This is a genomic window from Luteimonas sp. YGD11-2, assembly GCF_004118975.1.
Lineage (GTDB): Bacteria > Pseudomonadota > Gammaproteobacteria > Xanthomonadales > Xanthomonadaceae > Luteimonas > Luteimonas muca.
On sequence record NZ_CP035376.1, the window covers coordinates 1145408 to 1160570 of the forward strand.

General features: G+C 69.0%; 11 protein-coding genes and 2 tRNA genes. 3 read left to right on the forward strand and 10 right to left on the reverse strand.

Features of this window, described 5'->3' with window-relative positions; all coding sequences use genetic code 11:
- Window positions 1–6: 6 nt before the first annotated feature.
- The 7 genes from ERL55_RS05225 to ERL55_RS05255 all read right to left on the reverse strand — a co-directional run bounded on the left by ERL55_RS05225 (window position 7) and on the right by ERL55_RS05255 (window position 7819).
- A complete protein-coding gene (locus ERL55_RS05225) occupies window positions 7–1707 on the reverse strand; it encodes a SulP family inorganic anion transporter (RefSeq protein WP_129135486.1) in 1701 nt (566 codons plus the stop codon).
- A 132-nt stretch (window positions 1708–1839) separates the two neighbouring features.
- The gene (gene arsC / locus ERL55_RS05230) at window positions 1840–2202 is read right to left on the reverse strand and encodes an arsenate reductase (glutaredoxin) (protein ID WP_129135487.1); all 363 of its coding nucleotides are present in this window, start codon (window positions 2200–2202) and stop codon (window positions 1840–1842) included.
- Between the two features lie 52 nt (window positions 2203–2254).
- Window positions 2255–3559, reverse strand: coding sequence for a cation:dicarboxylase symporter family transporter (locus tag ERL55_RS05235; protein WP_343132720.1), 1305 nt, complete (start codon window positions 3557–3559; stop codon window positions 2255–2257).
- A gap of 64 nt (window positions 3560–3623) precedes the next feature.
- Entirely contained in the window at window positions 3624–4403 is a 780-nt protein-coding gene (locus ERL55_RS05240; protein WP_241685849.1) for a hypothetical protein, read from the reverse strand.
- 14 nt (window positions 4404–4417) lie between these two features.
- Entirely contained in the window at window positions 4418–5269 is an 852-nt protein-coding gene (locus tag ERL55_RS05245) for a MurR/RpiR family transcriptional regulator (protein ID WP_129135488.1), read from the reverse strand.
- Window positions 5270–5274: 5 nt separating this feature from the next.
- Entirely contained in the window at window positions 5275–6372 is a 1098-nt protein-coding gene (locus tag ERL55_RS05250; RefSeq protein ID WP_129135489.1) for a dipeptide epimerase, read from the reverse strand.
- A 16-nt stretch (window positions 6373–6388) separates the two neighbouring features.
- Window positions 6389–7819, reverse strand: coding sequence for an SH3 domain-containing protein (locus ERL55_RS05255; protein ID WP_129135490.1), 1431 nt, complete (start codon window positions 7817–7819; stop codon window positions 6389–6391).
- A gap of 152 nt (window positions 7820–7971) precedes the next feature.
- On the opposite strand from ERL55_RS05255, the gene ERL55_RS05260 reads away from it, so the two are divergent.
- The 3 genes from ERL55_RS05260 (at window position 7972) to ERL55_RS05270 (ending at window position 14313) form a co-directional block, all read left to right on the forward strand.
- Window positions 7972–9462, forward strand: coding sequence for a transglutaminase domain-containing protein (locus ERL55_RS05260; protein WP_129135491.1), 1491 nt, complete (start codon window positions 7972–7974; stop codon window positions 9460–9462).
- Between the two features lie 50 nt (window positions 9463–9512).
- The gene (locus ERL55_RS05265; protein WP_129135492.1) at window positions 9513–12524 is read left to right on the forward strand and encodes a TonB-dependent receptor; all 3012 of its coding nucleotides are present in this window, start codon (window positions 9513–9515) and stop codon (window positions 12522–12524) included.
- 193 nt (window positions 12525–12717) lie between these two features.
- Window positions 12718–14313: a serine hydrolase gene (locus ERL55_RS05270; RefSeq protein ID WP_129135493.1), complete on the forward strand. Its 1596-nt coding sequence runs from the start codon at window positions 12718–12720 to the stop codon at window positions 14311–14313.
- Between the two features lie 106 nt (window positions 14314–14419).
- Here the strand turns inward: ERL55_RS05270 and ERL55_RS05275 are convergent, their stop codons facing one another.
- The 3 genes from ERL55_RS05275 to ERL55_RS05285 form a co-directional block, all read right to left on the reverse strand.
- Window positions 14420–14632, reverse strand: coding sequence for a hypothetical protein (locus ERL55_RS05275; protein WP_129135494.1), 213 nt, complete (start codon window positions 14630–14632; stop codon window positions 14420–14422).
- Between the two features lie 246 nt (window positions 14633–14878).
- Window positions 14879–14953: transfer RNA gene (locus ERL55_RS05280), tRNA-Val, on the reverse strand.
- A gap of 9 nt (window positions 14954–14962) precedes the next feature.
- Window positions 14963–15038 (reverse strand) — tRNA-Phe (locus ERL55_RS05285).
- Window positions 15039–15163: the final 125 nt, after the last annotated feature.

Consider the following 15163-nt stretch of genomic DNA (forward strand, 5'->3'; position numbering starts at 1 on the left):
CGCATTCTACGATCCGGCGTCCGTCACCGGCCCGGCCGCGCGCGCCGATGCCAGCAGGGCACGTGCAACCGCGATCGCCTGGGCGTAGTCCTCGGCGAAGCGGACATCGCCGGCATTCCGCTCGAAGCCCATGTCGGCCAGGATCCGTCGCGGCTGGGGCTGCAGGCCGGAAATCACCAGCGCGATGTCCTGCCGACGGCAGCGTGCGGCAAGGTTCTCCAGCGCATGCACGCCACTGGCATCGATGATCGGCACCAGCCGCATGCGCAGGATGAACACCCGCGGGGTGTCGGGCAGGCGGTCGAGCAGGGTGTCGACGCGATTGCTGGCGCCGAAGAACAGCGGACCGTTGATGCGGAACGCTTCCACGCCCGGCGGCAACAGCGTGCGCTGTCCCTCGTCCTCGTCCTCCGGGGCGCCGGGCCCGACGTCCACCGATTGCGCCATGCGGTGCATGAAGACGAAGGCGGCCGCCACCACGCCGGCCTGGATCGCCAAGGTGAGGTCGACCAGCACGGTCACCGCGAAAGTGAGCAGCAGGACCACGCGATCGCCCCATGGCGCCGACAGGGTGTGGCGGAACTGCTGCGCCTCGCTCATGTTCCAGGCCACCACCAGGAGCACGGCGGCGAGCGCCGCCAGCGGCACGTACGACATCAGCGGCGACAGCGCCAGCATGAACACCAGCAGGAAGCCTGCATGAAGGATCCCCGACACTGGCGAGCGTGCGCCGGCGCGGATATTGGTGGCCGTGCGTGCAAGCGCACCGGTCGCCGGCAGCCCGCCGAACAGCGCCGAGCCGACATTGGCCACGCCCTGCGCGACCAGTTCACCGTTGGAGCGGTGGCGCCCTCCCATCATGCCATCGGCGACCACGGCCGACAGCAGTGATTCCACGCCCGCCAGGAAGGCGATGGTGAACGCGCTGGGCAGCAGTTCGAAGGTGCGTTCGAGCGGGATGTGCGGGATCGCGAAATCGGGCAGCGACGAGGGCAGGGCACCGAAGCGCGTACCCACGGTTTCCGCCGGCAGGGCCAACGCCAGCGCCACCATCGTGCAGGTGAGCAGCGCGAACAGGAAACTGGGCCAGCGTGGGCGCCAGCGCCGCAGCGCGATGATCACCGCGAGGCCGGTTACGGTCAGTGCCACCGCCGCGGGCTGGGTGGTCGCAAGATGCTGCGCATACGCGGTCCAGCGGTCGACGAAACCGGCTGGCACCTCGCCCATCCGCAGGCCCAGTGCATCCTTGACCTGGCTTGAGAAGATGCTGACCGCGATGCCCGCGGTGAAACCGGTGATCACCGGCTGCGGCATGTAGCGCATCAGTGCGCCCAGCCGCAGCAGGCCCGCGGCGATCAGCATCAGCCCGGCCAGCAGCGTGCACAGGATCAGCCCACCGTAGCCGAAGCGCTCGATCACCACGAACACCACCGGGATGAACGCCGCCGTGGGCCCGCCGATCTGCACCCGCGAGCCGCCGAACGCGGAAATCAGGAAGCCGGCGACGATCGCGGTGTGCAGGCCCCTGTCGGGCGTGGTGCCGGAGGCGATGGCCAGCGCCATCGCCAGCGGCAGCGCGACGATGGCGACGGTGAGGCCCGCCACCGCGTCGGCACGCAGGTCGCCCCATCCGTAGCCGGCGCGCAGCACCGTCCACAGCTTGGGCTCGAACTCGCGCCGCCACGCCGGGGGCCGCGTGCCGCTCATCGATGGCTCCGCGATGGACAGGGTGCCGCGCGCATGGCGCGTTCGGGGGAACTGGTCATCACGCTGGTATCGGTGCTGGCGGGGATGCAGTCAAGCACCGGCCCGGCAGCCATGACCCGTAGCCGCCGGCACTCAGCCCTGCGGTTGGACCAGTTCCAGCACCCGTTCCGGCGGTCGCCCGATCACCGCCCGGTCGCAATGGACAAGGATCGGCCGCTCGATCAGCTCCGGGTACGCGACCATCGCAGCGACGGCGCGCGCGTCATCCAGGGCCGGGTCGCCCAGGCCGAGCGCGGCGCATTCCTCCTCGCCGGCGCGCAGCAGGGCGCGTGCGGGGATTCCCAGTGCAGTGACCACGGCACGCAGCGTGGCGGCGTCCGGGGGTGTGTCGAGGTAATGCACCACGCGCGGTGCGATACCGCGCGTCTGCAGCAGATCGAGCGCCGCGCGCGATTTCGAACAGCGCGGGTTGTGGTAGAGCACATACTCGCTCATCGCGGCCTCCAGGATGATGTGGGCCAGGGTACCCGGGCGCACGCGGAGATCTTCAAGGGGCGATCGCGGGGTCGTCGCCTGGGGCGGGCATTGCACCGCTGCGCCGCGTCACGATGGCGGTGGCGGTGACCTGCGCGGTGGTGTTACCGACGGTGGAGAACACGTCCGGGATCGTATCGACCGCCAGCAGCACGCCCAGCGGTTCCACCGGAAGGCCCATCGCCTGGGTGACCGGCATGTTGTTGGTCATGAAACTCACCTGGCCGGGCAGGCCCACCGCGCCCATGCTGATCACCAGGCTCAAGCCCACCGCAGTCGCCAGTTGTGTCGCGGTAAGGTCGACGCCGTACATCCAGGCGATGAAACAGGCCACGCCGATGTACTGCACCGGGCTGGTGATGCGGAACAGCGATACCGCCATCGGCAGCACCAGCGACGTGACCGCAAGCGGATAGCCCAGGCGCTGGCGTGCGGAATCGATCATTACCGGCAGTGAGGCCAACGAGGACTGGGTGCTGGCGGCGATCGCCTGCACCGGCACCAGCGCGCTCGCGAACCGTCGCAGCTTCTCGCCGGCCACCAGCACCGCCACCGCGTACAGCGCGATGGTCACGCTGATGTAGAGCAGGCACTGCACCGCGATGTAGGTGCCCAGCGCGCCGAGCACGCTCAGACCCACGCGTGCGCACACCGCAAGCACGAGTGCGAACACGCCGACCGGCGCCGCCCACAACACCCAGCGCACGATGACGATCATGGCGTCGCCCACGGTGCGCACCAGCTCCAGCATGCGCGCACGGCGGTCGGCCTCGAGCCGGGTCAGCGCGAAGCCGAAGAACATCGCAAACACCACGAGCGGCAGCATCGCGCTTGCCGCAGCGGCTGCCAGCGCATTGTTGGGGATCACCGCCGACAGCCACTCGCCCAGCGGCGGCGGCGTGGACAGCGTGGCCGGGCCCGCGATCGCGGCGCGGAAGGTTTCCGCCATGGTGTCGGCGCGCGGCATCAGCGACAGCAGCGTGGGCGCGGCGACCGCCGCGAAGCTGCCGGATGCCACCAGCAGCACCGCGAACACGATCATCGCCATGCGCGCGGTGCGCCCCGAGGCTGCGGCATCGCTTGCGGAGTTGATGCCGACCACCACCAGCGCCACCACCAGCGGCACCACGGTCATCTGCAGGGCGTTGAGCCACAGCCGGCCGATCGGTTGCACCGCATCGGCCACCTGTACGGCGGTTGCCGGATCGCGTGCCGCCAGGCCGAGGCCGACGGCGGCGCCCGCCAGCAGGCCGATCAGCACGCGTGCCGGGGCCGACAGGCGGAACCGACGGCGGGGCGGGGTGTCGTGCGTGGTCATGCGTCGGGAAATCCCGGGGGTGGAGGCGGCTGGGGAATGGGCAACATGGCGGAGACCGCAGGCCTCACGGTGCGGGCACCGGCAGGTCCCAGGCTTCGCGCAGGCGCGCGTGTTCGCGCGCCGGCAGCAGCACGAACACCGGACGCAGCTGCGGATCCAGCCAGTCCAGCAACTCGCGCATGCGCCCTTCGCCCATGGCGGTGCAGCCGGCGGTGGGCACCTCGGGGGCATCCCACAGGTGCGCGAAGATGCAGCTGCCACCACCCGGCTGGGCATCGGCGTTGTGCTCGATCACGAATCCGAGCTTGTAGCGCTGGTCCCCGTTCGCATGCAGGTCGCGGCGCATCGGCTCGGTGGAACCGGTGACCGCGTCGTCGCCGACGTCGCGGCTATCGACGATGCGGTTGTAGTGCGGCGAGGCCGGCACGTCGATGCACCAGTGCGAAGCCTGCATCGGGCGGTAGTCGAGTGCGGTGCGCAGCTGCCCGGGGTAGCCGAACGCGATGCCGATCGCGAATGCACCCGCCGGTGCGCGGCCGTCGCCTTCCTGTTTCATGGTGCCCGGCTGCTGCGGGTGCAGGCCGCGGCCCCAGGCCGTGCCGTTGCGGCCCACGGTCACGTCGGCGGCGCGGTCGACCTCGCGCCAGCCGCCGTCGGCCAGCCGTTCGTAGCTGCGCAGCGTGCCCGTGGTGGCGTTCCAGTCGGGCGTCACCACCAGCACCAGCTGGTTGGCGCCGGTCAGTGGCGCCGGGTCTTCCTCGGCCACGCGTCCGCCGCAGGCCGACAGCAGGGCACAACCGACGGCGAGCAGGGGCAGCAGCAGCTGTTGGCGGATCATCGGCATGCGGACGGCACCGGTCAGGATTCGAGCAACTGTCGCATCCGCGCAGTGCCGCGGTCGAGCAGCGGCATGCGCTCGTCGCCGTCCGCGCACAGCAGCAGGAACAGCAGGTCGAGCAGGTGCTGCAGGGCCGCCTGGTAGAGCAGGGGCTCCACGTGGGCACGGTCATCATGGGCCGATACCAGCAGCGCGTGGTCGGCCAGCGTGCGCAGCGGGTTGGCGGTGTGCCGGGTGATGCTGACCACACGGCCGGCACGCTCGCGGAAGATGCGCCCGAGCTCGCACAGCGCACTGCGGCGGCCGTGTTCGGACAGCACCACCAGCACGTCCTCGCGCCGCACCCGCGACAGCCCGATCGGCATGAGGGCCGGATCCGACAGGTACACCGCGAGCACGCCGGCCTGCACCAGCCGCAGCGCGAACGCGCGCGCACCGACGCTGTCCTCGCCCAGCCCGATCACGTAGACGGTGTGCGCGGTGCGCAGCGTGGCGGCGATCGCATCCAGCGTTTCCGGCGCATTGAGCGACCGCGTTTCCTGCTCCGCCGCCGACTTCGCCTGCCACAGCGCCTCGGCCAGCGCGGCGTGGCGCCCGGCCGGCGGCGCCGCCGAGGGCGCTTCCGACGAACCGTTGCCATCGCCGCGGGCGACATCCTCGCCCACCGCGAACTTGAGGTCGGGCCAGCCCTTGTAGCCGAGCTTCTGGCTGAACTTCACCACGCTCGACTGGCTGATCTCCAGTGCGTTGGCGAGCTGCAGCGAGGAGTAGTCGCGCAGCAGGTGGGCGTTGTCGAGCACGAAGTCGCCGATGCGCCGCTCGATCGCGGACATCTGGTCACGCTCGGAGCGGATCTTCAGCAGCGCCGACATCGCGCTCAGGCGGCCAGGGGTTGCAGGCCGCGGATCTCGCGGATGCCCAGTCCCGGCGCATCGCCGATCGAGATCTCCGATTCGTTGAACGTGACCCCGCCATCGACCGGGTCGTACTGCGCGAGCGACGGACCGTCGAGGTCGACCTTGCGGATGATGTCCGCCTTGGCGACCGCCACGTGCACCGCCGCGGCCACGCTGATGCTGGATTCGATCATGCAGCCGATCATGCACTCCACCCCGTGCAGGGCGGCGATGTCGGCCACGCGGATCGCGTTGGAGATGCCGCCGGTCTTCATCAGCTTGATGTTGACGATGTCGGCCGCGCGCATGCGCAGCAGGTCGATGACCTCCGCCGGGCCGAATACGCTCTCGTCGGCCATGATCGGCGTGTGCACGCGTTCGGTGACATAGCGCATGCCCTCGATGTCGCGGGCGCGCACCGGCTGCTCGACCAGTTCGAGTTCGACGCCGGCATCCTCGAGGTTGCGGATCGCCCACACCGCCTGCTTGGCGCTCCAGCCCTGGTTGGCATCCAGCCGCAGGCGGGCGCGGCCTTCGACCGCGGCGTAGATCGCCTTGACGCGTTCGATGTCGACGCCGATCTCCTTGCCGACCTTGATCTTGAGCGATTCGAAGCCGCGGTCGATCGCCGCCAGCGAGTCGGCGACCATCTTGTCGATGTAGTCGACGCTGATGGTGATGTCGGTGGTGATTACCGGGTCGCCACCGCCGAGCATGCGGTACAGCGGCGCGTCGTAGAGCTGCGCCCACAGGTCGTAGACGGCGATTTCCACCGCCGCCTTGGCGCTGGTGTTGCGCTCGGCGCTGGTGTGGATCAGCTGCAGGATGCGGTTGAGGTCGGCGACCTCCATGCCGATGATGCGCGGCGCGATCACCTGGTCGATCGCGGCGATGATCGAGCCGCGTGTCTCGCCGGTGATGACCGCGGTCGGCGCGGCCTCGCCATGGCCGATATGGCCGGTGTCGGTATGCAGCCGCACCACCACGTCCTCGACCGCGTCGATGGTGCGCAGTGCGGTCTTGAACGGGGTTTTCAGCGGCACGCGCAGCAGGCCGAGCTCGATCCTTTCGATCTTCATTGGGTCCCTTCGGAGGTCAGCGGATGCGCACGATGCTGGTGATGCGGTCGATGGTGTCGGTGTCGCGCCCGGACATCATCGGTTCGAGTGCGGTCACCACCACGCCCGACAGCGACATGCGCACGTAACCACCATCGGCACCGCGGTAGCCGGTGCCGGAGGTGTCGTGGATGACGTAGGTCATGCCGTCGTCGCGGCCGATCATCATCATCACGTGGCCCGGGATGTAGATCAGGTCGCCGACCTGCATGTCGGCAACCGCCGCCAGCCGCTCGTCGCGGGTGGAGTCGGCGGTCAGCACGGTCTTGTCGAAGGCCGGGCTCACCGCCTGGTCGCGGGTGTTGCGCGGCATCTGCACGCCCATGCTGCGATAGATCTCGGACACGAAGCCGCTGCAGTCGCGGGCGTTGAACGAATGCCCCCAGCCGTAACGCTCGCCGAGGAACCTGAAGCCCTGGCGGATCAGGTTGGCCGGCGTCAGCGGCAGCGGCTCGGCCGAGACCTCCGCCGTACGCGGCAGCAGCGCCGGCACGAACTCCAGGCTGCCGTCGCCGCGCCGCGCCGGCAGTTCGATGACGTGGCCGAACGCAGGGTGCTGGCCATGGACCTGGTCCTGTGCCGGCCAGTCCTCCAGCAGCGGCACGCGCACGCCCATGTCGAGCTGCAGCTCGGAGATGTCCGGGCGCACCGGGTTGAACACCGTGCGCGCGGTGGCGCCGGTCACCAGCAGCGACGGCGTGCGGGTGCGGTAGGCGGCCATCTGCTCGCGGGTGCCGGTGGCAAGGCGCGAGGTCTCCATCCACGCGAGGTAGCGGTCGCTCGCCACGAACGACCAGCTGCCGTCCGCGGTCGTGTGCAGCACCGCCAGTGCGTCGCCCGGGAACAGGCCGCTTTCCTGCAGGCGGTCGATGTCGACGTCGCCGGCAGTGGAGAAGATCCGCCGCGTGGTCGGGAATGCGCGCAGGTCGGCGCGTTCCACCGCCAGCCCGAAACGCGGCTGCACGCGGGCGGGGATGGCGTCGAGCGCCATCTCGCGCTCAAGCGTGTCGAAGAACGCCGGCTCGACCGGGGCGCCGTGGACATCGTAGCGATCGGCGCTCGGGCGCTCCGACAGCGCCTCGATCCAGGCCCGCACCTCGGCCCCGTCGAGTTCGCCCGGGAATGCGGCCATGTCGCGCACGCTGTCGTCCTCGGCCAGCAGGCGGGCGTTCTGCGTCTTGATGGCGGCGCGGTCGAGATGGACACGATCCGCATCCGCCCCCGCCTGGCGTACCCAGTATTCGGGGTCCAGATGACGGTCCGCGACGCCGACGATGCCGTGGGCGGGCGTGGCCAAGTCCGCGGTGGAAGGCGTCGGGGCACGTGCGTGCGCCAGTGCGCCGGTGGCCAGCAGCAGTGCGATACACAGCGCACGCGCCGGCAACGGGAGGGTCGGCCGTAGGCTCATGGGAATTCCCCGGCGTGCACCGTGCACGCTCTGTCCGGAAGTTATGGAATAGATTCTTCGCGATATCAAGGCCGGCAGAATAAATTATTGACCGGTTGTGACGCCCATGCTACATACCGCCTCACAGGGGATAGGTCCGGCAAGGGGGCAGCATGCTGCAGGTCGGGGTACGCCTGGGAGTTCCGGTTCTGGTGGTGGTCACGGGCATCCTGTGCCTGTTGTCGCTGGCCGGCCATGCGCAGGATGACCTCCCGCCGCCGGCAGCTCCCGAGGTCCATGCACTGGTGGAGCGTGGTGATTTCGCTGCCGCCGAGGCCCGCATCGCCGCACTGCTGGCGACGGACGGGCTGTTGCCGGACGAGCGCCGCGGCCTCGAGTTCCAGCGCGAACGCATGCGCCGCATCCGTCTGGATTTCAGCCTCGACACCGCGGCCGCGCGCGAATCCATCCGCCGCCAGGTGCCCGATCTCGCGGACGCCGAATTCGCGGAGTGGACCGCCGGCGGCAAACTCGAGTCGATGCGGATCGATGGCGAGACCCGCTACTTCAACCGTTCGGTCTCCAACATGTTCCGGCTGCACCCGGACATCGCCGCGCGGCGTGCACCACCCGCGCGGACGTCCGGTTCCGGCCCGTACGAACGCCCCCATCCGCACCATCGCGACGTCATCGAGGCCGCGCACGCAGCGCCCGGCGCGGGCGTGGCGCCACGCCGGGTGCGCGTGACCCAGTCGTTGACGGTGAAGCCGGACGCGGTGCCAGCAGGCGAGACCATCCGCGCCTGGATCCCGTATCCGCGCGAGATCGACGGCCAGCAGGAGGGGCTGCGGCTGGTCGCGAGCGCACCGTCCTCGCACCGCGTCGCACCGGCCGATACCCTGCAGCGCACCGTGTACATGGAACAGCAGACGGTCGCCGGCGAACCCACGCGCTTCTCGGTGAGTTACGACCTCACCGTGCATGCCCGGCATGCCCATATCGATCCGGAGCGCGTGCAGCGCATCGACGCCGCCGCCCACCCCGAACTTGCGGCGCACGTGGCCGAGCGCGCGCCGCACATCGTGTTCTCGCCTGCGATGCGGGCGTTTTCCGAGCGCGTGGTCGGCGACGAGACCAATCCCTACCGGATCGCGCAGAAGCTGTTCGCGGCGGTCGACGACATCCCCTGGGGGGGTGCGCGCGAGTACTCGACCATCGGCAACCTCGGCGAACACGCACTGCACGCCGGTCACGCCGACTGCGGCCAGGTGACCCTGCTGCTGATGACCCTGCTGCGCATGAACGGCATTCCCGCGCGCTGGCAGTCGGGCTGGGTGTATTCCGAGGACCACGAAGGCCACGACACCATGCACGACTGGGGCTGGCTGTATCTCGCGCCCTACGGTTGGGTGCCGATGGACGTGACCACCGGCCTGCTGGCGACGGACGACGAGGACCTGCGCTGGTTCTATCTCGGTGGACTGGACGCCTACCGCATCGCGTTCAACGACGATTTCGGCCGGCCGTTCGTGCCGGCCAAGACCCATTTCCGTTCCGAGACCGTCGACTCGCAGCGCGGCGAGGCGGAGTGGCGCGGCGGCAACCTGTACTTCGATCAATGGGACTACGCATTCGACTGGCAGATGCTGCCCGCCGTCGAGTGACATCCGGAATGGATTCAACACAACGACTATCACGCTGGGGAGAAAGTGGCATGAGGAGCAAGACGATTCGCAAGGCGGCACTGTATCTGGCGCTGGGCGCCTGCCTGGGCGCGATGGCGCCCTCGGTGATGGCGCAGCAGGTCACCGGTGCGGTCGCCGGCCGTGCCACGGCAGGCGACCAGATCAGCGTGACCCACCGCGCCACCGGCCTGACCCGGACAGCCACGGTCTCGGCCGACGGCAGCTACCGTCTCGGCCAGCTTCCGGTGGGCGATTACCAGTTGCAGACCCTGCGCGACGGCCGGCCCGTGGGCGAGCCGGTCACCGTCAACGTCGCCCTCGGCGGCACCACCACGGTGAACCTGGGTTCCGGCGGCGGGGTTGCGAACCTTGCGGCGGTGCAGGTGGTCGGGTCGCGCGTGGTCAACCGCGTGGACGTGCGCTCGACCGAGACCGCCACCACCGTCAACCGCGAGGAGATCGCGCGGCTCCCGGTGGCGCAGAGCCTGAGTTCGGTGGCGATGCTGGCGCCCGGCGTCATCAGCGGCAACTCCAGCCTGGGCGGTATGTCCTTCGGCGGCTCGTCGATCGCCGAGAACTCGGTCTTCATCAACGGCCTCAATGTCACCGACTTCTACCGGCGCCAGAGCTTCTCCACCGCGCCGTTCGCGTTCTTCCGCGAGTTCCAGGTCAAGACCGGCGGCTATTCGGTCGAGTTCGGCCGCAGCACCGGCGGCGTCATCAACGCCGTCACCCGCTCGGGCACCAATGAACTCGAAGGCGGCGTGGAAGTGACCTTCCAGCCCGACGCATGGCGCGCCGACTTCCAGGACCGCTACTACGACGACGGCACGATCAACACACGCGGCAGCCGCGACCGTCAGAGTTTCACCAAGGCCAACGTGTGGGCGTCCGGCCCGCTGATCCGCGACCGCCTGTTCCTGTTCGCGATGTACGAGCAGCGCGACAACGAGTCGCGCTACACCAACTCGACCGGTTCCACCTGGACCAACAGCGGCGCAGACGACGGGTTCTGGGGCGCGAAGATGGACTGGAACATCAACGACGACCATTCGCTCGAGCTGCTGGCGTTCTCGGACGAGAGCGAAACCGGCTACGACAATTTCGGCTACAACTGGGACACCAACGAACGCGGTGCCCTGTCCGGCGAGCGCACGGTGGAAACCGGCGGCAAGAGCGGTTCGGTCACCTACACCGGCCATTTCGGCGAGAACTTCACCGCCAAGGCCATGTACGGCATCAACCGCAGCCAGAGCTACTCGCGTTCACCCGCGGACACGCCCTGCGACTGGGTCACCTACAACACCGCATCGTACGGCGCGGCCTACCGCGCGATGGGGTCGCCGGTCCTGGGCTGCCACCCGGGCGCCTCGGTGGTCTCGCACGAGGACGAGCGCGAGGTCGGTCGGCTGGACTTCGAGTGGGCGCTGGGCGACCACCTGCTGCGGTTCGGCGTCGACCACGAACTGATGACCACCGACCGCGTCACCGCATACCCGGGTAGCGGCGTGCAGTACACGGCCTACGGTCGCACCAGCGCCACCCAGGTGCTCGACAACGGTGTGCCGCTGCCAGCCGGCGTCAACGCGTTCCTGATGGGGCGCGAGCGCGCCGACGGTGGCGTGTTCGACATCACCGCCACCGCCTACTACCTCGAAGACATCTGGAATGTCACGCCGAACCTGCTGATCAACCTCGGCGTGCGCGTGGACAACTTCAACAACAAGACCGCGACAGGCGACAGCTTCATCAAGCTCGACAACCTGGTCTCGCCACGGTTCGGTTTCTCCTGGGATACGCGCGGCGACGGCACCACCAAGCTGTTCGGCAACCTCGGCCGCTACTACATGCCGGTGACCAGCATCATCAGCTACAACTTTGCCGGCGGCCTGCTCGACGAGCGCAGGTTCTATCCGCTGGAGGGTTGGCGCCAGGAGACCAATCCGGTGACCGGCGCGACGTACATGGCACCGATCATGGGCGCGCAGATCGGCCCCGTGGATGACCAGTTCAACATCAGCGTGCGCGACTACCGCCAGAGCGTGGACCAGGACATCGACGCGGTGTACCAGGACGAGGCCATCCTCGGCTTCCAGTCGATGATCAACCAGGCCTGGTCGTGGGGCGTCAATGCCACCTACCGGCGCATGCCCAACGCAATGGACGACGTGCGCATCAACGCACTGTGCGGGCAGCGCCACGGCACGTTGTGGCCGATCGCCAACCCCGGCGACGAGCTCACCCTGTGGGGCACCACCGAGATGGGCTGCGCGCAGGATGGCTGGGTCACCATCGACACCTCGAAGGAGGGCTACATCACCGTCGGCAGCAACCGGATCATCGGTTACGCCGATCCGAAGCGGACCTACAAGGCGCTCGAATTCCAGATCGATCGCGCCTGGGACGACAAGTGGGCCTTCAACGCGTCGTACCTGTGGTCGAAGTCGGAGGGCAACCACGAAGGCCCGGTGAACTCCGACACCAACTACGGTGACACCGGCATGGTCCAGCACTGGGACCATCCGGCCAACAACGACCGCTACGGCTACCTGTTCAACGACCGCCGCCACCAGCTCAAACTGCGCGGCAGCTACAGGTTCAACGAGATGTGGTCGGTGGGCGGTACCTTCACCGCGCTGTCGGGCGGCCCGATCACCGCGTTTGGCGTGACCTGGCCGGACGAGAACTTCGCCGTCGCCAGCTACACCAGCGAAGGCAGTGGCGGCGGCACCGGCTGGCTGTGCGTGCAGAACTGTGCCGGCGCCTGGGACCAGCGCGTCTACGAGTTCTCGCCGCGCGGCGCGTTCGGGCGCATGCCGTGGATCTTCGACGTCGGCGCCAGCGTGACCTGGACGCTGCCGGTCGAGGGCATCGACCTGCGCGCGCGCTTCTCGGTGTTCAACCTGCTCAACCACCAGCGCGAGGTCAACGTGCGTGGTCGCTACGAGGGCAACCCGGGCGTCGTGCGTCCGTACTTCGGCACCGCGACCGGCTGGCAGGCACCGCGTTCGGCGCAGCTGGTCGTGACCTGGAACTTCTGACCGCCGGATGTACCCGGTCCGCCTCCGCGGCGGACCGGTCAACCGCGGCGCAGCCGTGCTGCGCCTCCACTGCGGAGGTCCGCGGAACATCGCGGGCCCCGCCGCATGTCCATGCGCACCGCATGACGTCGATATGCGCCTGCGGGCGTGGCGTCACGGCAACCGCGCATCGCAGACGGAAACGACGTAGACCATGACCACCCGTAGATCCTTCCCGGCGCTCGCCTGCCTGCTGGCGCTATGCCTGGCGCCATCGGCCGGCGCTGCCGGCGACCGGCCCGCCATCACCGTGGACGCGGCAGCCGTCGACACCCTGTTCGACGACACCATGTCGCGCTACCGCCTGCCCGGGCTCGCAGTGGGCGTGGTGGTCGATGGCGAAGTCGTTTACCAGCGCACCGCGGGCGAGTTGCGCGCGGGGGAGGGCGAGGCGATCACCCCGCGCTCGCTGTTCAAGGTGGCCTCCAACACCAAGGCGATGACCACCGCGTTGCTGGCGCGGCTGGTCGATCGCGGCCTGCTGGCCTGGGACGACCCGGTCATCAGGCACCTGCCGGACTTCCGCATGCACGACCCGTGGGTCACGCGCGAGATCCAGGTGCGCGACCTGCTGATCCACAACAGCGGCCTGGGGCCGGGCGCGGGCGATCTCATGCTCTGGCCCGAACCCAACCATTTCACTCGCGAGGATGTGGTCGCCGGCCTCGCGCACCTGAAGCCCTTGCACAGCTTCCGCTCGCGTTATGCCTACGACAACACGCTCTATATCGTCGCCGGGGAAGTCGCCGCAGCTGCGGGCGGTGCGTCATACGAGGAACTGATGGAGCGCGAGGTGTTCGCGCCGCTGGGCATGTCGCGTTGCGAGGCCGGTGGTTTCGACCGCGACGCGGTCGGCGATGTCGCCCAGCCGCATCGCCACGTCGGTGGGCGCAATGTGGTGTATCGCGAAGACGGAGCCGTCGTCGACACCGTGCCGATGGCCGCGGCCGGCGGCGTGCGCTGCAGCCTCGAGGACATGCTGGTGTGGACGCGCATGTGGCTGCAGCCCGCGCAACATGGCCTTGTCGACGGGCACCCGTGGCTGTCGGACGCGCGCCGCCGCGAACTGTGGACGCTGCACATGCCGATGCCGCTGGGCGGCCGCATGCGCGAGTGGGATGGCAGCCGCTTCTACGGGTATGGCTACGGTTGGCGCCTCAACGACGCGCATGGCCGCCTGAAGGTCTCGCATACCGGCACGCTGTCGGGCATGTACTCCGCGCTGACGCTGCTGCCGGAACTCGATGCCGGCTTCGTGATGATGACCAACGGCTCGGGTGCCGATGCACGCACGGTGCTGGTGCAGGCGCTCTCCGACCTGCTGGTGCGCCCGGGCGGGGCGATGCCGGTGGCCGCGTATGCGGAAGTACTGCAGCGCGAACGCGACGAGGCGCCTCCGGCGCGGCGTGCCCCTGATACCTCCGCGCGGACCACGGTCGCGGCCGATGATCCCGCCGTCCCGACCGGGCTTTACCGCGATCCGTGGTTCGGCGAGGTCCGGCTGTGTCCGGATCCCCGTGGGATGGTCTTTGCTTCGGCCAAATCGCCCACGCTCACCGGGCTGCTCATGCGGCTCGACGGGCGCATGTTCGTGGACTGGTTCGACGACAGCATCGGCACCGATGCCTGGGTGGAGTTCACCATGGATGGCGACGTCGCCGGCATGACGATGGCAAAGGTCGATCCGCAAGCGGATTTCAGCTACGACTTCGAGGACCTGGCGTTCCGGCGCGTGGGTACGTGCCAGTAGCGAATTGCGTCATGGCACCTGGGCCGCAGCGGTTGCGCAGCGTGCGGGGAACGGCTGTGGTTCTGGCGGGCCGGGAGGCCATGGTCGGAACTCGCCCTGCGGGGCCTCAGCCGTGCAGGCCGATGGCGACGGTCTCGCCGCAGAGCATGTGCACTTCCACGCCGGTGGGATGACCGGTCGAATGGTGGCGCGACCGCGCGAGGCGGGTGGCGCGGTCGATGGCGACGATCTTGTCGAGGTTGCGTTCCAGCGCGAACCCGCCGATGCGGATCAGCCACCCGGGCTGGTCCGGTTCCACGGTAATCAACGTGCGTTCCATCGAAGCCCCGGTTGAAGTGTCCCGGTCCAGCGCCGGCCGTGCCCGGATCGTCGGGCGTCTTCCGTTGAAAGCGGCGTCCGCTGTCATCGCATGGCCAGACTGCCGGGATCCATGCAGCATGGGCGCGGGCGCGACATGGCGCCGTCGGCGCAGGACGCGCCGGTGCGTAGGAAAAGTCCGAATGCGGACGCGGAAAATCCCTGCCGCAGAAACGAAAAAACCACCCGGAGGTGGCTGTTCGTACGCTGGTGGGCGGTGCAGGGATCGAACCTGCGACCCTTGCCGTGTGAAGGCAATGCTCTACCGCTGAGCTAACCGCCCGTGAAGCGATGGTGGCCGGGGAGGGAATCGAACCCCCGACACGGGGATTTTCAATCCCCTGCTCTACCAACTGAGCTACCCGGCCAGGTCACGCGACGCGGCCGAGCCGTGTGCGAGGGCGGCATGATACGGATCGCAGGCGTCCGCGGCAAGCGTTCCGGCGGCTGAATCAACATGGGGCGATGCTTGCAGCCCGCCAGTCGCACCGGC